The sequence below is a fragment of the Nonomuraea turcica genome, assembly GCF_030718205.1.
In the GTDB taxonomy this organism is placed as follows: Bacteria; Actinomycetota; Actinomycetes; order Streptosporangiales; family Streptosporangiaceae; genus Nonomuraea.
Genome location: NZ_JAUZQF010000011.1, coordinates 166,317 through 186,965, shown reverse-complemented (window position 1 = coordinate 186,965; position 20,649 = coordinate 166,317). Strand labels below are relative to the sequence as shown.

22 protein-coding genes are annotated in these 20,649 nt (G+C 67.5%); 15 read left to right on the top strand and 7 right to left on the bottom strand.

The annotated features are described in order from the left end of the window. The first annotated feature begins 227 nt into the window (after nt 1–227). On the top strand, nt 228–1,316 hold the full coding sequence (locus tag Q9G87_RS28195) for a hypothetical protein (protein WP_305919504.1): 1,089 nt from the start codon (nt 228–230) through the stop codon (nt 1,314–1,316). 220 nt (nt 1,317–1,536) lie between these two features. Here the strand turns inward: Q9G87_RS28195 and Q9G87_RS28190 are convergent, their stop codons facing one another. From Q9G87_RS28190 to Q9G87_RS28180, 3 genes are all read right to left on the bottom strand, one after another. Then, nucleotides 1,537–1,971, bottom strand: coding sequence for a DUF3592 domain-containing protein (locus Q9G87_RS28190; protein WP_305919503.1), 435 nt, complete (start codon nt 1,969–1,971; stop codon nt 1,537–1,539). Nucleotides 1,972–2,246: 275 nt separating this feature from the next. Beyond that, nucleotides 2,247–2,906, bottom strand: coding sequence for a response regulator (locus Q9G87_RS28185; protein WP_305919502.1), 660 nt, complete (start codon nt 2,904–2,906; stop codon nt 2,247–2,249). Then, a complete protein-coding gene (locus Q9G87_RS28180; protein ID WP_305919501.1) occupies nt 2,903–4,195 on the bottom strand; it encodes a sensor histidine kinase in 1,293 nt (430 codons plus the stop codon). Before Q9G87_RS28180 ends, Q9G87_RS28185 begins: the two co-directional genes overlap by 4 nt. 146 nt (nt 4,196–4,341) lie before the next feature. Here Q9G87_RS28180 and Q9G87_RS28175 point away from each other — a divergent pair, with 146 nt between their 5' ends. The 7 genes from Q9G87_RS28175 to Q9G87_RS28145 all read left to right on the top strand — a co-directional run bounded on the left by Q9G87_RS28175 (nt 4,342) and on the right by Q9G87_RS28145 (nt 11,344). Then, the gene (locus Q9G87_RS28175; RefSeq protein WP_305919500.1) at nt 4,342–5,910 is read left to right on the top strand and encodes an alpha/beta fold hydrolase; all 1,569 of its coding nucleotides are present in this window, start codon (nt 4,342–4,344) and stop codon (nt 5,908–5,910) included. Between the two features lie 80 nt (nt 5,911–5,990). Then, entirely contained in the window at nt 5,991–6,611 is a 621-nt protein-coding gene (locus Q9G87_RS28170) for a hypothetical protein (protein WP_305919499.1), read from the top strand. Between the two features lie 5 nt (nt 6,612–6,616). Further along, nucleotides 6,617–7,684 carry a peptidoglycan-binding protein gene (locus tag Q9G87_RS28165; RefSeq protein WP_305919498.1) on the top strand — a complete coding sequence of 356 codons (1,068 nt, stop codon included), beginning with the start codon at nt 6,617–6,619 and terminating at the stop codon, nt 7,682–7,684. Beyond that, nucleotides 7,681–8,364 carry an ABC transporter ATP-binding protein gene (locus tag Q9G87_RS28160; RefSeq protein ID WP_305919497.1) on the top strand — a complete coding sequence of 228 codons (684 nt, stop codon included), beginning with the start codon at nt 7,681–7,683 and terminating at the stop codon, nt 8,362–8,364. Before Q9G87_RS28165 ends, Q9G87_RS28160 begins: the two co-directional genes overlap by 4 nt. After that, nucleotides 8,361–9,536, top strand: coding sequence for an ABC transporter permease (locus Q9G87_RS28155; RefSeq protein ID WP_371825837.1), 1,176 nt, complete (start codon nt 8,361–8,363; stop codon nt 9,534–9,536). The genes Q9G87_RS28160 and Q9G87_RS28155 overlap by 4 nt, the downstream gene beginning before the upstream one ends. Before the next feature lie 447 nt (nt 9,537–9,983). Further along, nucleotides 9,984–10,823, top strand: coding sequence for an MFS transporter (locus Q9G87_RS28150; protein ID WP_371825836.1), 840 nt, complete (start codon nt 9,984–9,986; stop codon nt 10,821–10,823). Between the two features lie 38 nt (nt 10,824–10,861). Further along, entirely contained in the window at nt 10,862–11,344 is a 483-nt protein-coding gene (locus Q9G87_RS28145; RefSeq protein WP_305919495.1) for a PPOX class F420-dependent oxidoreductase, read from the top strand. 160 nt (nt 11,345–11,504) lie between these two features. Here Q9G87_RS28145 and Q9G87_RS28140 read toward each other — a convergent pair whose 3' ends face one another. After that, nucleotides 11,505–12,122, bottom strand: coding sequence for a CGNR zinc finger domain-containing protein (locus tag Q9G87_RS28140; protein ID WP_305919494.1), 618 nt, complete (start codon nt 12,120–12,122; stop codon nt 11,505–11,507). Between the two features lie 91 nt (nt 12,123–12,213). On the opposite strand from Q9G87_RS28140, the gene Q9G87_RS28135 reads away from it, so the two are divergent. Then, nucleotides 12,214–12,963 carry a metallophosphoesterase gene (locus Q9G87_RS28135; protein WP_305919493.1) on the top strand — a complete coding sequence of 250 codons (750 nt, stop codon included), beginning with the start codon at nt 12,214–12,216 and terminating at the stop codon, nt 12,961–12,963. Continuing rightward, nucleotides 12,960–13,577, top strand: coding sequence for a LysE family translocator (locus Q9G87_RS28130; protein ID WP_305919492.1), 618 nt, complete (start codon nt 12,960–12,962; stop codon nt 13,575–13,577). The genes Q9G87_RS28135 and Q9G87_RS28130 overlap by 4 nt, the downstream gene beginning before the upstream one ends. 134 nt (nt 13,578–13,711) lie before the next feature. Here the strand turns inward: Q9G87_RS28130 and Q9G87_RS28125 are convergent, their stop codons facing one another. From Q9G87_RS28125 to Q9G87_RS28115, 3 genes are read right to left on the bottom strand one after another with little or no spacing between them, the layout of a single operon-like run. After that, nucleotides 13,712–13,972: a hypothetical protein gene (locus Q9G87_RS28125; protein WP_305919491.1), complete on the bottom strand. Its 261-nt coding sequence runs from the start codon at nt 13,970–13,972 to the stop codon at nt 13,712–13,714. A gap of 8 nt (nt 13,973–13,980) precedes the next feature. Beyond that, nucleotides 13,981–14,271 (bottom strand): hypothetical protein, encoded by a 291-nt coding sequence (locus Q9G87_RS28120; RefSeq protein ID WP_305919490.1) that lies wholly within the window; start codon nt 14,269–14,271, stop codon nt 13,981–13,983. Then, a complete protein-coding gene (locus Q9G87_RS28115; RefSeq protein WP_305919489.1) occupies nt 14,268–14,450 on the bottom strand; it encodes a hypothetical protein in 183 nt (60 codons plus the stop codon). Before Q9G87_RS28115 ends, Q9G87_RS28120 begins: the two co-directional genes overlap by 4 nt. A gap of 166 nt (nt 14,451–14,616) precedes the next feature. On the opposite strand from Q9G87_RS28115, the gene Q9G87_RS28110 reads away from it, so the two are divergent. The 5 genes from Q9G87_RS28110 to Q9G87_RS28090 all read left to right on the top strand — a co-directional run bounded on the left by Q9G87_RS28110 (nt 14,617) and on the right by Q9G87_RS28090 (nt 20,472). Then, nucleotides 14,617–14,868 carry a GntR family transcriptional regulator gene (locus Q9G87_RS28110; RefSeq protein WP_305919488.1) on the top strand — a complete coding sequence of 84 codons (252 nt, stop codon included), beginning with the start codon at nt 14,617–14,619 and terminating at the stop codon, nt 14,866–14,868. A gap of 711 nt (nt 14,869–15,579) precedes the next feature. Beyond that, nucleotides 15,580–16,335, top strand: coding sequence for a class I SAM-dependent methyltransferase (locus Q9G87_RS28105; protein WP_305919487.1), 756 nt, complete (start codon nt 15,580–15,582; stop codon nt 16,333–16,335). Next, complete coding sequence (locus Q9G87_RS28100; RefSeq protein WP_305919486.1) at nt 16,332–18,974, top strand: SUMF1/EgtB/PvdO family nonheme iron enzyme; 2,643 nt, start codon at nt 16,332–16,334, stop codon at nt 18,972–18,974. The genes Q9G87_RS28105 and Q9G87_RS28100 overlap by 4 nt, the downstream gene beginning before the upstream one ends. Further along, the gene (locus Q9G87_RS28095; protein WP_305919485.1) at nt 18,974–19,258 is read left to right on the top strand and encodes a hypothetical protein; all 285 of its coding nucleotides are present in this window, start codon (nt 18,974–18,976) and stop codon (nt 19,256–19,258) included. The genes Q9G87_RS28100 and Q9G87_RS28095 overlap by 1 nt, the downstream gene beginning before the upstream one ends. After that, the gene (locus Q9G87_RS28090; protein ID WP_305919484.1) at nt 19,255–20,472 is read left to right on the top strand and encodes a hypothetical protein; all 1,218 of its coding nucleotides are present in this window, start codon (nt 19,255–19,257) and stop codon (nt 20,470–20,472) included. Before Q9G87_RS28095 ends, Q9G87_RS28090 begins: the two co-directional genes overlap by 4 nt. Nucleotides 20,473–20,649: the final 177 nt, after the last annotated feature.

Here is a 20,649-nt window from a genome sequence, read left to right as displayed (position 1 = left end):
CGGATCGTGCGCGCGATGCTGGACCAGCAGCTGGTGGACCACGTCAGGATCGATGACCGTGCCCCCGGCGGCGACCTCACGTACCGCCCCGCCTCGCCCCCGGCTTCCTGGCCGGCCGCTGGGATCACCTTACCGTGCGCGCAAATTAGGGTCCTGACCGTAAGTCAAAGATCGGCTAATATTTGCCGAGAGATGGAGTTCCGGCACAGACCGAAATCGGAGGTTCCATGCGGCTCTTCCTTGTCTCGCTACTCCTGTTACCTCTCCTCGCGGCATCCCCGGCGCAGGCCGCGGCGGCGCTGCCGGGCGGCAGGCCGTACTACGTGGTCGCCACGGCGCACCTGACCCCCGACAGCGCGTACCAGAACTGGGGACGCCTGTCCTGGTACACCTTCTCCACCAGCGGCACCGTCAGCTCCCGCACCTGGACGTGGGAGCAGGCGCGCCGCACTGAGATCCCGCGCACGAAGACTGGGACGCTGGCGGGCAGCTCCAACTGCACCGACCGGACGGCGCCCTTCGACAAGGTGCTGCCCTGCTACGTGCGCACCGCCCACGCATACACAGACCCGCCCACCGAGGAGCGGACCGGCACCTTCAGCCTCTCGGGCGACGTGCTGCACATCACCTGGAACGTCTCCTCCGGCTCCTGGTCGGAGGAATGGTACGTGAGCACGAACTCCGCCGGCACCTTGGCCAAGCTCGAGTTCAAGTACAACACCAAGGCCACCCACGGCTTCGGCTACGGCAGCACCTCCGGCTTCAGCACTCGCCGGGCCATGGAAACGGTGGAGCAGTACAGCAGCACGCTGTACCTGCGGCAGTGGTCCTGGTCGAACAAGATACTCACCCCGCCCGCCGACCTCAGCAAGAGCGTCTTCCAACTCCCGTCGTACACCCAGTGCGACCAGGACTCGTGGTGCCTGACCTACCTGCAGCCATCGTCCACCGCGGCCTGCCAGAAGGGCGGCTGTCCCACCTACGGCGGCGGCACCACACCCAACATCACTTCCATCCAGTACTACCTTGCCATGATCTCCAACGGTGACCGCCGGGACACCTTGTGGCACTTCTGCAGCTGCCTGGCAATGGAACAGGCGCTCAAGGACAACGACCCGGCCACCGATCCCTACGAGCCGCCGTGCTACACCGGTAACTCGCACGTCAAGCCGCTGATGCAGATCATCGACGACAACGGGCAGTTCCAGGGGTGGGTCGGCGTCGAGGCGTCCGTCTACCCGTACTCGGCTCCACCGGGCGAGGACGTGCGCGACAAGGACATGTTCGCTGTGCTTCGCATCGCCAACTTCCTCTGACCACCGCGATCCCCCGGGCGCCGTCCCCGGTGGGATCGCCGGACCTCAGATGTACGGCCGGGCGGCCAGGGGCGGACGAAGCCCTGGCCGGCGGCGCACAGCTCGTACGTCGTTCGGCGGCACTCGCAGGTGTGCGAGACCAGGCGTGGGCCAGATCCAACACTCTCATTCAGAGCCACCCGGGTTGTGGCTCCTTCGAGGACTGGCCGGGGAACGGGGGTCAGGCCGACCCGATCGCATCGGACAGCCAGACGAAGCCCACGAACAACGCGAACAGTGCCATGGTCGGCACCACCCAGGCCAGCCACTTCGGCGGGTCGAACAGATACGACTCCATTGGGTCGGCTGGATTGTAGTGAACGTGCGGCTGATCGGGCAGCCGGTCGACGAACGCTTGGATCGAGTTCTGCGGACCGTAGGACAAGCCGATCCGTCCGATCTTGTCGTTGGTGTGCTGGACACCGTCGACCGTGTAGGAATATGCCACCAGAGCCCGAAAACGTCTGCCTTCTCCGGTGATCGATTTATGGATGATACGTCCGGTTATGGTCGGCCAGTCGCGCGTACGCCGATGTGAGGCGGACATGCGACGGACCTGCCAGAACGCGGTGCCGCTGATCGCGAATGCCAGCAGAGCTAGCAGAAGGCTCCCCATCGCTGTGACCCCGTTCCCTTCCTCGACGTACGCCCAAGGAATGATCCTGCTCCTTCACGAAGGGCGAGGGGCCGCGATGGGCCCTAAGGCTCAGTGTCCCGGGCATAGCGCGGAGGCCGTCAAGGACCTGTGGCTCCTCGTCTGGCGGTGGGAAGCGCGCCCGCTAGATGGACATCTCGCTGCCCGGCCGCGCTCCCGTGTGCCGACGGTCCTCCGGGCGTCCGCCGGAAGGGCAGCAATGGCCTGGTCACGCACTCAATCCCGCTCGACAGTGCCTAGGTGGCTCCGGTGCGTACCAGGCCGCTCTCGTAGGCGAAGACCACGGCCTGGACACGGTCACGCAAGCCGAGTTTGGCCAGCACGCGGCTGACGTGGGTTTTGACGGTGCCCTCGGACAGGAAGAGGTACTCGGCGATCTCGGTGTTGGACAGGCCGCGGGCTATGAGGCTCAGCACCTCGCGTTCGCGTTCTGTCAGGACGTCGAGCCCGGCGGCGGGTACGGCCTGGGCGGCGCCGATGCCGACGTATCGTTCGAGGAGCCGGCGGGTCACGCTGGGCGCAACGACCGCATCGCCGCGTGCGACCACGCGGATGGCCGAGAGCAGGTCGGGCGCGAGGGTGTCCTTGAGGAGGAATCCGCTGGCGCCGGCGTGGAGGGCGGCGTAGACGTACTCGTCGAGGTCGAAGGTCGTCAGGATCAGCACCCGAACCTGGCTGGTGCCGGTGCAGATGCGGCGGGTCGCCTCGACGCCGTCGACCTCGGGCATCCGGACGTCCATGAGCACGATGTCGGGCTGGAGTTCGAGGGCCATCTCCGCGGCCTGCGCGCCATCGCCTGCCTCGCCGACGACCTGCATGTCGTGGGCGTTGTCGAGGATCATGCGGAAGCCGGTACGGACGAGGGCCTGGTCGTCGACGAGCAGTACGTGGATCACGTGGTGTGCCCCTGAATCGGGAGCGCTGCCCGTACGGCGAACCCACCTCTGGGCCCTGGGCCTGCGGCGAACGTGCCACCGAGCAGTTTGACGCGCTCGCGCATACCTCGCAGCCCGTTACCTGAGCCGACGTTAGTGGTGCCTGTGTCCCCGGTCCGGCCGCGGCCGCTGTCGCTGATCTCGATGCCGATCTCCGCCTCGTGGTAGGTGAGGACGACGCTGGCCGCGACGCCCGTTCCAGCGTGTTTCATGGTGTTGGTCAAGGCTTCCTGCACGATGCGGTAGGCCGACAGATCCATGGTCGCGGGCAGGGTCACGGGTGAGCCCTCGACACGCAGCCGTACCGGCGTGCCTGCTTTGTTCACCTGCACGAGTAGGGCGGGCAGGTGCGCGAGGCCGGGCTGTGGATGCCAGGCGTCGTCCACCTCGCCGACCGCGGCGAGCACGCGTCGCATGTCGGCGAGGGAGTCGCGGCCGGTGGTGACGATCGTTTCCAGCGCGGTCCGGGTGCCGGCCGGGTTGTTGTCGAGTGCGGCGGCGCCGCCTTGGGCCTGGATCACCATGAGGGACAGGCCGTGAGCCACGACGTCGTGCAGTTCCCGGCTGATTCGAGCGCGCTCGGCGGCCACCGCGAGCGCGGCCTGCTGGTCGCGCTCGCGTTCGAGGTCCTGGGCGTGCGCGTGGAGCTCGTCGAGATAGGCGCGGCGGTTGCGGGCGCCGGAGCCGATGGCCCAGGAGGCGAGCAAGACCGAGCCAAGTACGGACAGGCCGCTCCAGTCATCGGCCGAGGCCTGGCGATGGACCCTCATGACCTCCTTCGGGCCGGATGGGGTGACCGGGCCGGGGCCCGTGGAGAGCACATCGGATGGGCCAGGTATCGGGCCCTCGCCGTACAGGCTCCATCCGGCGGCCAGAAGCAACAGGCAGGTCAGAGCCGCGAGCGAGACGACCCGCGCATAGCGGGTGGCCACGGTGTAGAGCAGGACCAGCACGCTCAAATCGATGATCATGAGGGGTGCGGCCTGCGCCACGTGCACCGCGGCGGAGAGCACGCAGACGGCGAGCATCGGCAGCGGCCAGCGCCTGCGGAGCGCGACGCCGGCGGCGGCGAGCGCCGTAGCCGCCCACCACAGGGCGAGCTGCTCGTCCTGTCCGGCGACGGGGGTGCCCGCTGTATTGCCCACGACCGCATTCGGGGCGTTGACCAGCACGCAGGTCACGAGCAGCACCGCGGCCGACGCCGCGTCCTGCAGCATCGGCGAGCGTGACCACGCGCGAAGAGCCGTCATAATCCTGTGAGCTTATGGCCAGGACCGATGCGCCCGCGTCTGCCGCAAGTCTGATCCGGCGGCGCCCGGATACATCTGGCGACAGATGCCCGCGTGTGGCTGAGGGCGGACGCATGTGCACGACCGCTGCCAGCAAGGTTGGCCGCATGACTCAACGTGGATTTCTGACCGGCCGCGCGGTTGTCGCCGTAGCCTCGAGTGCCGTCACCTTGACCGGGCTGATCGCGGGCTCGCCCGTCGCGGCGGCTGCGAGCGGGCAAGCCCTGGCCTCGGTCACGTGGCGGTCGTGTCCCGCCTACTCCGACGACGTGATCCGTACCCTCGCCGTCACGGACGAGCAACGGCGGAAATTCCGTGCGCTGCTTGGCCGGATGGAGTGCGGAACCGTCAGCGTTCCGCTGGACTACCGCAAACCACGTGGACGGCAGATCACCATCGCGATGACCCGGGTCAAGGCCGTCGACCGCAAGCACCGGCTGGGCAGCCTGGCGCTCAACCCGGGCGGGCCAGGCGCCGCCGGTTACCTGTTCCCGCTCCAGATCGCCTCGATGAACCAGGCGAACGCCAAACTCAACGACCGCTACGACCTGATCGGCTTCGATCCCCGCGGGGTCGGCTACAGCACCAAGGTCGACTGCCCGTCCCCCCAGGGCCAGGGCGGGCCGCCCGAGCCGGGACCGCTGACCAAGGAGACGGCCAAGCGCCTCCACGACAGCGGAGTCGCGGCGAACAAGGCATGCGGGAATTCGGATCCCGCCTTCCTCGGTCAGCTCACCACCCTGAACTCGGCCCGCGACCTGGATCGGGTGCGGATCGCGCTGGGCGAGCGCAAGCTCAGCTTCCTGGGCATCTCCTGGGGCACCTGGCTGGGCGCGGTCTACCGCAGCACGTTCCCGGGCAGCGTCGGACGCATGTTCCTGGACAGCGTGGCGCCGGTGAACTTCCGGCTCGACGACTTCGAGGACGGCCACGCCGCGGGCACCGAGCGCCACTTCACGCGGATGGCGGCCTGGATCGCCAAGCGCAACGACACCTACGGCCTCGGCACCACTGCGAAGCGGGTGCGGACCAAGGTATTGGCGCTCGGCCGCGCCTACGACGAGAGCCCGAGGCATTACATCGACTGGGAGATGGTCGCCGACGGTGCCACGGTCGCCATGCTGGCCATCCAGAGCACACCGGACTGGCCGCAGGTCGCCCAGGCATTCAAGGAAATGCGGGACGAGAGCGACACCGTGCCGCCTGCCCTGAAGAAACTCCTCGGGCAGGGTGCTCTGCAGCGCCCTGCGGCCGGCGCCCCGGAGCGGTTCAACGCGACCGCCGGCCAGGCGGTCTTCTGCAACGAGGACCCCAGCCGGCTCGGCTTCTCCGACGCCTGGACCACCTACCAGCGACGACTCGCGCGCAACCCGGTCACCGGGCGGGCCGGCAGCTTCTCCGCCCAGTGCGCGGGCTGGCCGCTGCCGGTGCAGAAGATCAAGGTGCAGCGCGGCGGCGGGTCACTGGTGCTGGCCGGACACCGCTACGAAGCGGTCTCGCTGTATGAGTGGACCAAGCAGATGCACGCCGCCATCGGCGGCACCGTCTTCACCGTCGCCGACGACGTGCACGGGTCCGTCCTGCGCGTGCCGGACTGCGCCACCGAGCTCGTGTCGTACTTCACCACGGGCCGCATCGACCGCGGCTGCGACGGCACTGCCGTACCCGGGAAATAGCCGACGCGGTCCCGCCCGGTCGCCGGGTCGGCCACCACACGTGCCGCCTTGGCGACCGGGCCACCTCCAACCTGCACACGATGGAGATCGATATGGAGAACGACATGGACAGCCCCCTCGGCCGGAGCGTGGCCAGACGGAAGCGCTCACGCAGGAGCACCGCGCGGGCCGTCGCTCTGGCTCTCGCACTGGCCGCCGTCGCGCTGGCCGGCGCGGCCTGCGGGAACAACCAGGAACCCGGCAGGACTGTGGCGTCCATGGCGCCGCAGGCCGGTTCGGCGTCCGCCGCCGCCCCGCAGGGCGGTTCCAAGGCCGATCCGGTGGCCTTCGCCCAGTGCGTGCGAGAGAACGGCGTGCCGAACTTCAAGGACCCGGAGCCGGGCAAGGGCATGGGAGAGGGGATCGACCTCAACTCCCCGGCGTTCAAGAAGGCTGCCGAGGCCTGCGCGGAGTTCATGCCCGCCCCGCCCCCGCAGACCGACCCCAACGCGACGTGGTCCACGGCGGACAAGCTCAAGTACGCCGCGTGCATGCGTGACAACGGCGTGCCGTCGTTCCCCGACCCTGACGCGGGTGGCGGTTTCAAACTCAACGACGACCCGAACACGCCGCAGTTCAAGAAGGCCGAGGAAGCCTGCAAGCAATACCAGCCGCAGAGCATCCGGAACATGACCCCCGACAAGACCGGCGGCGGCAGTTGAGTGCGATGCGCTGGGTGGCCGCGCTGGTGGCGGCCGGCGTGCTGGTGGCCGGTGGTGTCTGGTTCCTGGGCGCCGACCCGTTCGCCGCTCCCGCTGCGAGCACCACCGCCCAGAGCGCGGCCAGGACCGGCGTGGCACAGGTGACCAAGGGCACGCTGTCGGCCCGTACCCTGCAGAACGGCACGCTTGGCTACGCGGGCAACCACCAGATCGTCAACAAGGCCGCCGGCACGGTGACCAAGCTGCCCGCCGTGGGCCAGGTCGTTACCGCGGGCAAAGTGCTCTACCGGGTGGACGGCAAGCCAGTGATGCTGCTCTACGGTGCGGTTCCCATCTACCGGTCGCTGTCGTGGGGCGCCGACGGCGTGGACGTCCGGCAGCTGAACGCCGCGCTAGTGGCGCTCGGCTACGCCACCAAGGATGAGCTCGACCCTGAATCCGACTACTTCGGCAGGGCCACCTACAACGCGCTTCGGGAACTGCAGGACAAGGTCGGGCTGGAAGAGTGGGGGAACCTTTCGCTCGGCCAGGCGGTGTTCGTGCCGGCCAAGACGATCCGGGTGCTGAAGGTGAACGCGGTCAGCGGCGCGCAGACGGCGGCCGGCACCGTGGTGCTTCAGGCATCCTCCACGGCCCGGCAGGTCACCGTTGAGTTGAATGCCGGCCAGCAGAGCCAGGTGGCCGTCGGCGACAAGGTGATCATCACGCTGCCCGACGGCAAGACCGTGCCGGGCGTGGTCTCCGAGGTCGGCAAGGTCGCCACCACCTCCGACAGCGGGACCACCATCGAGGTGAAGATCCGGCCGACCAGGCCGAAGCAGACCGGCAGCCTGGACAAGGCACCGGTACAGGTCTCGATTATCACCGGCACCGCCGAGGACGTGCTGTCCGTGCCGGTGAATTCGCTGCTCGCGCTGGCCGGTGGCGGCTACGCGGTCGAGGTCGTGGGCACCGGTGGCCAGCATCGGCTGGTCGGTGTGACGACCGGGCTGTTCGACGACAGCGAGGGCAGGGTCGAGGTCACCGGCGACGGCCTGGCCGAAGGTCAGCGCATCGTGGTGCCGGCGTCATGACGAAAGTTCTGGAACTGGACAGGGTGACCAAGCTCTACCCTGGCGCGACACCGGTGGTGGCGCTGCAAGAGGCCAGCTTCACCGTCGAGGCCGGCGAACTGGTCGCCATCGTGGGGCCGTCCGGGTCGGGCAAATCGACGCTGCTGCAAGTCATGGGCACCCTGGACCGGCCCACCTCGGGCACGGTCCACATCGTCGGCGACGACGTCGCGAGCATGTCCGACCGCTCCCTGGCCAAGCTGCGGGCGATGCGGATCGGATTCGTCTTCCAGCAGTTCTTCCTGGCCCAGCACGCCACTGCTTTGGAGAACGTGGCCGACGGCATGCTGTATACGGGCGTTAAACATCGCGCCAGACTGCAGGCAGCGTCCGAGGCGTTGGAGCGGGTCGGGCTCGGGCATCGCCTGGACCACCGCCCCCCGCAGTTGTCGGGCGGTGAGCGGCAGCGGGTCGCGATCGCCCGGGCGCTGGTCGGCAACCCGGCGATCGTGCTGGCCGACGAGCCCACCGGCAATCTCGACAGCGTCTCCGGAGCCGCGATCTTCACACTGCTGAAGGAGCTCAACGCCGAAGGCGCCACCATCATCATGATCACGCACGACCGGGAGCTGGCCGCGAGGCTGCCCCGCCGCATCGAGGTGTTGGACGGGCATATCGTCGCCGATGGGCGGGAGTCATGATGTATCTGGCCGACCTGGCGCGGGTGGCCAGTCTGGGACTGCGGACCCGGCGGATGCGGGCGGCCCTGTCGGCGCTCGGCATCGCCATCGGCGTCGCTGCGATGGTGGCCGTGCTGGGCTTGTCGGCCTCCTCCCAGGCCGGGTTGCTGGCCGAGATCGACAAGCTGGGCACCAATCTGCTCACCGTCACCCCCGGCCAGACCGTGGGCGGCGACAATGCGAAGCTGCCCAACGACGCGCCGGGGATGATCGCCAGGATCGGCCCGGTCGAGAAGGTCGAACACACCGGTAAAACCAAGGCCAACGCCTTCCGCAACCCCTACGTCCCCGCCTTCAACACCAACTCGCTGACCGTCAACGCGGCCAGCCTGGACCTGCCCGGCGGGGTGCGCACCAGCCTGGCTCAAGGCGCCTATCTCAACGCTGCCACCGCCCGGCAACCGGTCGCCGTCCTCGGCGCCGACGCCGCCCGGCGTCTCGGCATCGCGAAGATCCACCAGGGGATACGCATCTGGGTCGGCGGGCAGTGGTTCTACATCGCCGGAATCCTCAACCCGGCGAAGCTGACACCGGAGATCGACTCCGCAGTACTGATCGGCTATCCGGCCGCCGAAAAATACCTGCACTTCGACGGCCATCCGACCACGATCTACGTGCGAGCGACCACCGAACAAGTGACCGACGTGCATAAGGTGCTGGCCGCCACCACCAACCCGCGCAACCCCGGCGAGGTCAACGTCAGCCAGCCCTCCTCCGCCCTGGTCGCCCGCGCGGCCGCCCAATCCGCGCTCAACGGCCTGTTCCTGGGCCTAGGCGCGGTGGCACTGCTCGTCGGCGGCATCGGCGTCGCCAACACCATGGTCATCTCGGTCCTGGAACGCCGCTCCGAGATCGGCCTACGCCGCTCCCTCGGAGCGACCAGAGCAGACATCCGCCTGCAGTTCCTGTCGGAGGCGATCTTGCTGGCCGCGCTCGGCGGCCTCGCCGGCGTGGCCCTCGGCGCCCTGGCCACCACCATCTACACCCACCTCAAGAACTGGGCCACCGTGGTACCCCCGCTGGCCTGGGCCGGCGGGTTGGGCGCGGCCGTCGCCATCGGCGCCATCGCCGGGCTGCTCCCCGCCATTCGCGCCGCCCGCATGCAACCCACCGAGGCACTGCGAACCGTCTGACATGCCCGGCGCGACGGGCAAACCCGTCGCGCCGGGCTTCAGCATGCCGGGGTGAAGGCGTGTTTCAGCACGCGACCTCATCCATCAGCGCTGTCTGCGTCTAGGGCAGCAGGGCGCAGGTCGTTCCAGTGATATCCGCAGTCCTCAGGGGGAAGCCCCTCGAACGTGTGAAGAGGATCGATTTCCAGGTCGCACAATCGCTACTCTTGCGAAAGCGCGTGGCAGGCCAGGGCCTTGTTCATGGCGGTCATCACGTCAGGCGCCTCCACGACCCAGGTATAGGGTGCCTCGCCGTCGAATCACGCGAGGCGCTCCTGCGGGCGATGAATCGCCTGGTCGCCACAGGACATCTTGCGACCCCCGTCGAGGCGCCGCAAGTGATACGGCGCGCCCGGCAGCGAGCCTAAATAGGTCCACAACGGATCGTCTATAACAAAACTATCTGTTATGGTCTCTCCTGTCACTCTATGGAGCAGGAGAAGTCCCATGTCTGATAACCCCCCTCGATCGCGCTGGCTCGCGGCCCACACCCTCGGCCTCGGCGGAGTGTCGCTTGCCCTGCTGGCCGCGTTCGTCTGGCGTCAGGCGAGCGCCAAGGCGCCGCTGATGCCGCTGCGGATCTTCCGCTCCCGCAACGTGTCAGGTGCCAACCTGGTGCAGATCCTCACCCTGTCGGCCATGTTCGCCTTCCAGATCCTCGTCGCGCTCTACATGCAGAAGGTCCTCGGCTACGGTGCGCTGGAGACCGGCCTGGCGATGCTGCCCGCGGCACTGGCCATCGGCGGGGTGTCCCTGTTCGTCTCGGCCCGGCTCAACACCCGCTTCGGGGAGCGCGCCGTCCTGCTGGCAGGCCTGGTGCTGCTGCTCGGCGCGATGGGTTGGCTGGCACGCATCCCGGTGCGGGCCGACTACCTCACCGACCTGCTCCCGGTGATGCTACTCATCGCAGGTGGCGGCCTGGTGCTGCCCGCGCTGACCGCGCTCGGCATGTCCGGCGCCAAGGTCGACGACGCGGGCCTGGCCTCCGGACTGTTCAACACCACCCAGCAGATCGGCATGGCCTTCGGCGTCGCCGTACTCTCCACGCTGGCCGCCACCCGCACCGATCAGCTGCTGGCCGCCGGTCAGAGCCAGCCGGCCGCGCTGACCGGCGGCTACCACGTGGCCTTCGCCATCGCCGCGGCCCTGCTCGTGGCCGCCTTCACCGCCGCGCTCCTCGTCCTGCGTCAGCCCAGGCAAGACACCGCTGCCCCGCAGCAGGCGGCCCAGCCCATCCCCGTAGCCTGACCAACCGTCCCCACCAGCACAGACAGGATTCGATTCACATGAGCGACAACGAGACGAACTCCGGCCCCGCCGAACCCCGCATCCTCACCGACGCGGAACTCAGCAGCCTGCTCGCCGGCCGGCAGTTCGGCGTCCTGGCCACCGTCAAGCGCAGCGGCCACCCCCACCTGTCCACCGTCATGTACAACTGGAACCCCGTCGAGCAGATCATCCGGGTCTCCACCACGGACGGCCGCCTCAAGGCTCGCCACGTCCGCACCAACCCCCGCCTGTCGCTGCACGTGAACGGGCCGAACGTCTGGTCGTTCGCCGTCGCCGAGGGCGACGCGGAGGTGTCCGAAGTGACCACCGAGCCGGGAGACGCGGTCGGCAAGGAGCTGCTGTCACTCACGCCAGGCTTCGAGGACCCGGCTGACGAGGCCGCCTTCCTCCGGCAACTGGTCGACGAGCGCCGCGTGGTGATCAGACTGCACGTCTCGCGCCTGTACGGCACAGCCCTGGACATCCCCGCCGAAGGATAGGGACAGGCGAGTGGTTGAGAGGCGCGGCCGTCCCCGACCTGCTCGGCGCCGCTGACACTACCCCGTCAGCTTCGGCCGTAAGCAGCGTGGTCCAGACTTTCGCGGCCGTGTCACATCACTCAGGAACGGCTGATCGATTTACGGCGAGGTTCCGAGGCGGTCAGGACCCGGGCAGGTCTCGGGCGGCCGTGGCGTTGTGACGCTGGTAGTGGCGTGCCGCCCGGGCGCGGTTGCCGCATGACGGCTTGCACCACTCCTGCCGCCCGTGGCTCTTGACGAAGTAGCGTACGCAGCGCGGCGCGTTACAGGCCCGCAACTGCTCACGCTGCGGACTGCTCAGAAAATCGATGGCGGCCCGTGCCAAGCCGGCGATCAGCCGGACGTTAGCGTCGCGCTCGGCCGACAACACTCCCGTACGAGGTGTCCCGCCCTCAGGCCAGTCAAGTTGCGGGACGATTGCCTCACCGGCAGCCGCCGCGTTGAGGTGCGTCAGCGCCTGCTTGGCGGGCATCAGCCGATGGGCGTCGGCCCGGCTGGGCGGCGCCGGGCTGACCGCCTGTGCGAACAGCGCCCGCACGGCCCGACGCAACTCGACGATCTCGCTCCTGAGTTCCTCGCCCATCGTGAGCCCTGCAAGGTCGACGTGGCCGGCCAGCAACTCTGCCTGCTGGTGGATCCAGCGGGTCGCGCTCTGCAATGTTGCCAGGTCGTCGGCGACACCGCCGTTGCCGTCGTGACGGATCGTGCTCGCCAGTTCCAGGGCCGGCCAGCGCTCCACTCGAACCTCCCGGTTGCCTACGTCCCCTCCATACCTTAAGGTCCTAACGCTAAATCTTATTTAACCATTAGACACCTGGCGGGAGACGCACGTGACGTTGCTGCTGGCCCAGATCAGCGACCTACACCTCGACGGCACTGACAGAGCGACCCGGCGCGCCACCCGGGTCATGGACTATCTGAGGGCCCTGCCCAGCCCGGTCGACGCCCTGTTGGTCACCGGTGACATCGCCGATCACGGTGAGGAGGCCGAGTACGAGCAGGCCGCCGAGATCCTGGCCGCCCCCTTCCCGGTGCTCACTTGCCCCGGCAATCACGACGTCCGCCCCGCTTACCGCAAGGCGCTGCTGCGGCAGCCACCCGGTCCCGGCCCCATCAACCAGGTGCACCACATCGCCGGCACCGCCATCCTGATGTGCGACTCCACCATCCCCGGCCACGACGAGGGCCGCCTGGACTCCGAAACCCTCGCCTGGATGCACACCACCCTCGACGGGCTCACCCCGGACACGCCCGCGCTGATCGCCTTCCACCAGCCGCCCGTCGAACTCCACCACCCGTTGCCCGACTCAGAGCGGCTACAAGGGCCTGACGCCTTGGCCGCGCTGCTCCACGCCCACCCCCAAGTCGTCGCCGTGCTCACCGGCCACGCACACACCGCGGCCGCCTCCACCTTCGCAGGCCGCCCCCTGATCGTCGCACCGGCTGTCACCTGGACCCTGCGCCTGCCGTGGGAGGGCGACCAGCCCGCCGACCGCGAGCAACCGCCCGGACTCGCCTTCCACATCCTGGACGACGACCTCCGCCTCACCACTCACTACCGCGTCGTGCTCCCGGCATGATCCACCCGTACGCGGTCGCCGCGTTCCTTCTGGCGATCCTGCCCATCATCGCCACTCCGGGCGCCAGCCTGACCTTGCTGATCCAGCACGTCACGACCGGCGGTCGCCGCCAAGCTCTCCCCGTCATCCTCGGTACGGTCAGCGGCTTGTACACGCACGCGACCCTGGCCATCGCCGGCCTGTCGGCGCTCGTCATGCACTCCAGCCAGGCCTTTGCCATTGTCAAACTCCTCGGCGCGGCCTACCTCGTCGGCCTGGGCCTGTGGACCTGGCGCTCCACCGCCCTGACCCCACCTCCCACGCTCACGGAACAGCCGAAACGGACCGGCTCCGTTTACACCCAAGCCCTGCTCGCGAACGTACTCAACCCGAAGGCCGCCTCCATCTACCTGACCTTGGTCCCGCAGTTCATCCAGGCCGGCCGTCCCCTCGGCGGGCAGATCCTCACCCTGGCCACCGCCCATGCCCTGCTGATGGCGGTGTGGCTGCTGACCTGGACGACCCTCATCCACCAAGGGGCGAACTTCATGCGCAAGGCCCGCTTCAAGCGTGCGGTTGGCAGGGTAGCGGCGGTGGCGCTCGTCATCCTCGGCGTCCGGGCCGCCGCGACGTAGGCGACGTCGCGGTTGGCGGCGTCAGGGCGAGATCGTGATGCGCTCGGCGCCCCCATAACTCTTCGCTAGGCGCGTAGCTCCCGCGAGGCGCGCCCGGGCATCCGTTCTCGAGGCCTTGGCTGCAGCACTCGACCTCATCCATCAGCGCTTTCTGCGTCTAGGGCAGCAGGGCGCAGGTCGTTCCAGTGATATCCGCAGTCCTCAGGGGGAAGCCCCTCGAACGTGTGAAGAGGATCGATTTCCAGGTCGCACAATCGCTGCTCTTGCGAAAGCGCGTGGTAGGCCAGGGCCTTGTTCATGGCGCTCGTCACGTCAGGCGCCTCCACGGCCCAGGTGTAAGGTGCCTCGCCGTCGAATCGCTCCGTGCCGGCGATGGTGACGGTGAAGGTCTTCATTTCCCTTCTCATCGCGCCTCGCCCTGGAGGATCTGATCGAAGGTGTGCCTCGCGGTCGCGATCAACGTCCAGGCGGTCTCACGGACGGTGCCCTTCTCCCGGTCGGTACGGCGGACGAAGCCCTGGCCGGCGGCGGTGCACAGTTCGTACGTCGTCACCTTGCACTCGCACGTGTGCGAGACCACGCGGATGCGCTGTGCCCGGTTGGCCGGTTCGTACCAGGGGAGGGTGAGGTGGCCCGGCTTGGGCGGCTCGACGTGCGGGCCGTGGAAGTCGGGGATCTCGTCTCGCCAGGTCACCAGGTCCTCCCTTCGAAGACCTCGACGAGGTTCTTGAGCGCGATGTCGACGCGAGCCATGACGAGCTCGTGGACGTGATCGCCCTCGGAGGGCACCCGATAGCCGTGTCTCTCCAGTACGGCCTGGACCTCCGCGGTCAGCAGCGGCGTGAATCGAACGTCTGTGATTGAGTTGCCCATGGGTCGGACCTCCCGTGTCCGATCAAGGGCCCGTCCCGGCGCTTGCATCGCTGGACGGGCCCGTTGCTTTCTCGAATGCTACGCCTGCCTTCCTAGTGCTACCTAGGGGTACCCCTAGGTACCCCGGGGAATGAAAGGGCACCTATGGGTTCCTATCGTTACCTACATGGACTTCAAGCCTGATGAGCTGCGCTGGCAAGCCGTAGCAAATGAGATCCGGCGCAGGATCACAGAAGGGGAGTACCGACCCGGCATGCCAGTCCCTGGTGAGCCGCGGTTGGCAGTGGAGTTGGGCGTGTCCAAAGGGACAGCCCGACGGGCGCTGAACGCCCTGCTCGCGGACGGCACACTCTATTCGGTCCTCGGCAAGGGAACTTTCGTCAGCCAGCCCAGCGACGCAACGGCATCCGAGAGCTAGGCGCAAGCGACTAACTAAGTTGAAGTGCCAGAACGCCCCCAGCTCTTGAGGAGATTGTGGGCGGAGTCCGCTTTCTTCTGTCGCACTTACTAGAGGCCAGATGGGCAGGCGGGTCGCCAAGAGCGGCCATTGCCACCTCTCGGTGGCGGACGAGCCGCTCACAAGATCTTTCGTTACTTCTCTCTGTTATCAAGCCAGCATCTCAGAGAGGCTTGAATCGAGGTTGAGGCCAAGATATGAGGCCATTGGACGTCGCTCCACCTATCGCAGCAACCGAATCGCTGGGATTGGTCTGAAGTGTTAGACGGTGCGACGTCAGCCCGCGACAACATTCCTCATGTGGGGCGCTGCAAGGCACCATGGCAGCAATGGCCTGGGAAACACCTTCAAGATCATCCCAGCCATACTCCCCGGATCGCGGTCCTAGGGCTGCATAGGGTGCCGTTAGCGGTCTGCAAGGGGCCTGGGAGTAATGGACCTGCGGCCGAAAAATTGCAGTTCAGCGTACGAAAAGCCTGGTCGAGAAGAGTGTCCGCGAACGGATTTGAAACTTGCAGTACTCGCCGTAGGAGAGAGCGGCCACAGTACACGGAAGATCTCAGACATCACTGATCGAAACCCCATATAAGGGTTGACCCTTCGGTTGACTGGCGTTGCCGCCCGTCGGATGCTGAGGCTTGCCCTGGTGCCTCGGCTTGGAGGGAACATCTCGTGGGGAGCGATGTCACGCGGGCTCACTACAAGCGCCTGGCGGACAAGTACGACGAGAACTGGGCCTACAGCCCGGAGTTCATTCAGTGGATGACCGGCGCCATTCTCGACCGCTTGCAGCCCGAGCCGGGAGATCTGGTGATGGATCTCGGATGTGGGACCGGCCTCTACGCCCGCGGTCTGGCTGAGCGGGCGAACACAGTGGTCTGCGCGGACCTTTCCTCCGCGATGCTGGCGCAGCTTCCCGCGGGGGAGCGGCTGATCACACTGCACGCGGGAGTCGAAGAGCTCGCCGAAGGCCGCGGCGCACCGCCGCATGACGGTTACGACGCCATCCTTCTCAAAGAGGTGCTCCATCACGTGGCTGATCCGCCGCGCATCCTTGCCGGGCTGACTCGCCTCCTACGGCCGGGCGGACGGATCCTCGTCGTCATGCTGCCCACGACCATCGACTACCCGCTGTTCGAAGCGGCCCTGAAACTCTTCAGGGAACGGCAGCCCGACCCGGAAGACATCGCCGCCGCGATGGCCCGCAGCGCTCTGCGCACCGAGTTGACCTACGACGAGTTCCCACTCGCGTTCACCGTCGAACGCTACGCACAAATGGTCCGCGACCGGTACATGTCGCTGCTGTCCAGCTTCGACGGCGCCGAGATCGAGGCCGGGATCTCCGAGATCCACCGTAAGCATCCCGGTCCCGAGGTCCGGTTCCGGGATCGGTTCGCCTTCGTGCTCGGGACGAAGGAGACCGTGTGAGCATCGAGCTCGACAGTCGCCTGTTCCAGCTGAAGAACGAGCTGGACGATCATTCCCGGGTCGCCCGCCATCTCGGCCTGGACTTCGAGCGCCCGATCAAGTCACTCGGCGACGGCTATCCCGAGAACGCGATCGCCCTGGTCGGAAAGATCACCGAGCGGATTCTCAAACAGCTCTGGCGGCACCACAACATTCCCGGTGATCCAGGCGGGAAAGCGCTGAACGAGCTGATCAAGGGAGCGCAGCCGTACATCCGCAGCAGCAACGTCCTCGACTCGCTCCGCGACATCCAGCGGCTGCGGAACAGGTCCACCCACGACGGGTACGAGATCGCGGACGAGGACGGGCTCGCCGCTGTCCGTCGGCTGCTGGACGTACTGGCATGGTTCAGCAGCACCGGGAGCGGCATCCTGAGCGGGGACGTGCCCAAGCTGGCCCCGGAGGTGGCGGCCAAGGCCGAATTCCTCGCGGGTCTGTACCTCACCCTCGGCTTCCAGCCGGTCAAGCGGTTCGAGCTGTCCCGCAATACCGTTTATCAGTTGTTCTTCCGGGAGCGTGGGCTCCGCAGCGAGTACGTCGAGCTGCTGCTGAGCAGGAACGTCGACGATGTGGTTCAGGTCCTTGAAGCCACCGACGGCGAACTGCTGCAGACCCGGCTGCCGAAGCTCACCCGCTTCCTGATCTTGGAGGAGAACGGCATCAGCCACGCGCCGAGCCCGCTGGGCGGCGACTATCGAGTGCTCACATACGACCGGTTCATGGACGCCTTCGTCGACCTGGACCGTCATCTGGCTGACATCGTCGGCGCCTACCCGCAACTGCTGGAGACCGGAAGGCTGACCGTCTCAGGCGACCTGCTCACCACCGACGAACGCACTGGCGAACAGCAAATCTCGCGCGTCGGCGCGGCTGACCAACTGCTGGACGAGGTGGCGGCCTCGGGCGGGAACCTGCTCATCGTCGGCCGGTCGGGCAGCGGAAAGACGACGCTGCTCAAGCGGTTGGTCGCGCGCTCGGCCACGGCGAGCCGACGACGGTACCGCTTCTACTTCGACATGAGCCTCAAGCTGCCGGACGAGGAGTTCCGCGATTTCGTCACCCGCATCCTCACCCCATACATGGCTGTGGAGGGCGCGTACGTCTTCGAGGTGTTCCACTACTTTGCCCGTTCCGGGTCGGTGCTCTGCGCTCTGGACGGCATCGACGAGGCTGTGCCGTCGATGACGCAAGCCGGGTTCCTGGAGCTGTTCACCGAGATTGCCCAGGTCCTGTCGGCGGAATCGGCGGTCATCACCACCTCCCGGGTCTCCTTCCTGGAGGACTCCCCGCAGGTGCGCCGACTGCTGGACGGCACGGCCCTGGTCTCGGAGAAGCTGGTCCAGCAGCTTCACGCCCAGGGCGTGAATCCGATGCTCGTGCCACGCTTCTCCGCGCTGCGCCTGCACGACGTCACCGTCTCCGCCTCGCCGCTGGAGGTACGGCTGGCCGACAACCTTGACCTCGATCGGAGCCGAGGCCTGCCTCATCTGGCCGACCTGGCTGGGCAGCACATCTCACACGTCGCGGGTGCGGCTGGGCTGGCCTCCGCTCTGCCGTCGATCACGGCGTACTTCGGGTCGGCCTTCCTGCGCGGCCGTACGGTCTTCACGTTCGTGGACCTCGTCAACGATCTGGGCATCGAGCTCTTCGACGGCGGGCGGCTCACCCACGAGGCGTTCCGGCTACGGGCCTTGTTCCGGCTCGCCGGTCCGTCCGCGGTCGCCTTGGTCCACAGTGCCTACCAGGAGCTGCTGGCTGCGGAGTTCCTCCGCGACCCGGCCAACCGGGAAGCGGTCCTCGGAGCGAGTCCACGCTTGACCGAGCAGGTCCGCGAGTTCCTCCATCGCAGGTCCCGGCAGGAGAGCGCCGCTGACGACTGCGTCCTGCCCGCCGGTGTCTACCTGGTCGGGCTGAGCCACCACCTGATGCTCCGGCGGGTCGAGCGGCCTGTCCGCTTCGATCGTTTCCCCGTCACCGTCCGCCGCTACAACCGTTTCCTGGAAGCGGTGCGCCACCACGGCTCACATCAGTGGGATCATCCGGACAAGCCCGAAGAGTACTCGCACGAGCCGTGGCAGGAACGGCTCAAGGTCCAGGAGTACTTCACGGACCCGGCGTACGAGAACCATCCGGCGGTCTGCGTCAACTACTGGAGCGCCTACGCCTTCGCCCGCTTCGAAGGCAAGCGCCTGCCAACCTCGCTGGAATGGGAGGCCGCCGCCCGAGGGGCCGACGGCCGGCTGTTCCCCTGGGGCGACGAGATCGACCTGGATATCGTCAGCAGCGCGGACTCCTGGAGTGGCCGTGCGCTGATCACCTACGAGGCGTGGCGGGAGGAGCTCGACCGCGGGCGGCTGAGTCAGGGCATGCCCTGCCCGGTCGATGCGCACCCCGGCAACGTCTCCCCCTTCGGCATCCGGGAAATGGCAGGGAACGTCTGGGAGATCACCGGCACGGTGCTCGACGACCTGAACGAGGTGGTCATCTGCGGTGGCTCCTACGACAATCCCTACCGGGCGCTGCAGTCCTCTTCCAAGGGGCTGGCACGGCGGCGAGGCTGCAGCAACGCGATCGGTTTCCGATGCGTCGAGGAGCTGTGATGAGCGGCGCAGGGGCGGGCGAAACCGGTGGGCAGCGGTTCGGCTACATCGTCGACCGCAAGCCGTACGGCAGTGGGCAAGGCGGGCGTCAGGGCACCTACATCGTCCGTGACGCTGACACGGGCACGCACCACTCCTTCATGTACGCCGACATCGTGACCGAGGGATTCAGAACCGTCCGGACGGGTGAACGCGTGCGGTTCCTGGTGGACCTGGAGGACTCTGAACGCGCCTGTTACGTCATCCGCATGGACCTTCCGGACGTGGAGGACTACTACCGGTGACCCGGCTGGCACGAAGGATCATCATTGTCGTCTATGAGGCCCGCTTTCCCTCCGCGCCCGCTTGGGAGCCGGGGCCGCTGGTCCTCCGACACGGCCAGGTCCGCTCCACCGCGGAGGCGCGCAGCGAGTACTACAGCGCCAAGGCGGCCCGCGTGCTGTATGGCGACGAGGCGTACCCCAGACGCTGGCATGATGCGTCCCACCGCGTCATCGGCGACGTCGCAGTCACCGGTGTGGAAGCCCTCCGCGTGACCGACGAGCCGGACGCCTGCGGGCTGGTGGCGATCCACGTACGGCTCATGCGGGGAGCCCCCATCGCGCTGCTGCGCGCACTGGCCGGGCGCAGAAACGCCCCGCTCACCGATTTCGACCCACAGGAGCTCGTCGGCGGCCAAGCCAAGATCGAGCCAGGTGCCCGCCCCTTCACCGTCTCCTTCGTCACCTCGGCGGGGTCAGGTCTGCCGCGCCTTTACCGCCAGCCTCGGTACTGGCGCTGGGCACCCGCCTGCCAGTGGCTGTGGTCCCTCGCTTCGCGCAGCAGCCTGCTCGACTATCCCCCCGACCCGAAGAACCTCGAACCGGCCGACAGTGAGATCCTCCGGCTCTCCAGCGATTGGCACGCGGTCGTCCTGCGGGACGGGATGGGCGTCACCGGAGTCCGTCCCGACCAGGGGCAGAACGACCCGTTCTTCGGCTACGCGGAGCTGTACCTGCGCTCGATCTACCTGGACGCCGTCCTGCTCGGCATGCTCCAGAAACAGGGGCTCACGCACCTGGAGGAGCGCATGGCCGCCGCACTCGACTCCTCGCTGTCGACGACGATGGCCGAACTCGAGCGCGAGGTCAGCTCCTTCCGCCACCAGCTGTGGGCGCAGCATCTCACCCCGCACGGCACCCCGAACCGCCTATTGACCGCCTACCAGCGCCAGCACGTGCTCCGCGAGCGCTTCGAGCAGATCCTCACTGAGATCAACGACTTCAACCGGCTGAGCCGCGAGGACGAGAACCGGCAAGTCAACAGCGCTGTGGTTGTGTTCACCCTCGTCACCGTGCCCGCCGGCATCGCCCTCGCGCTCCTTCAGGTCATGGAGACCAACGAGCCTTGGCTCTTCGTCACCGTAGGCGGCGTCAGCGCGGTGCTCATTGCGCTCCTTCTTCGGACCCGCTCGGCTCGGGTGGCCTTCAAAGCCCTGCGTCGCCGTTTCATATCCTGAATCGGCGCAAGGAGCCGGGTGCGCAGGTTCATGATCCCCAAGCCGGGCACGGCGGAGCAGAGGGCGTCCGTAGGTCGCTCCAGTGGTAGTCGCAGTTTTCAGGGGGAAGGCCCTCGAACGTGTGGAAAGGATCGATTTCCAGGTCGCACAATCGCTGCTCTTGTGAGAGTGCGTGGT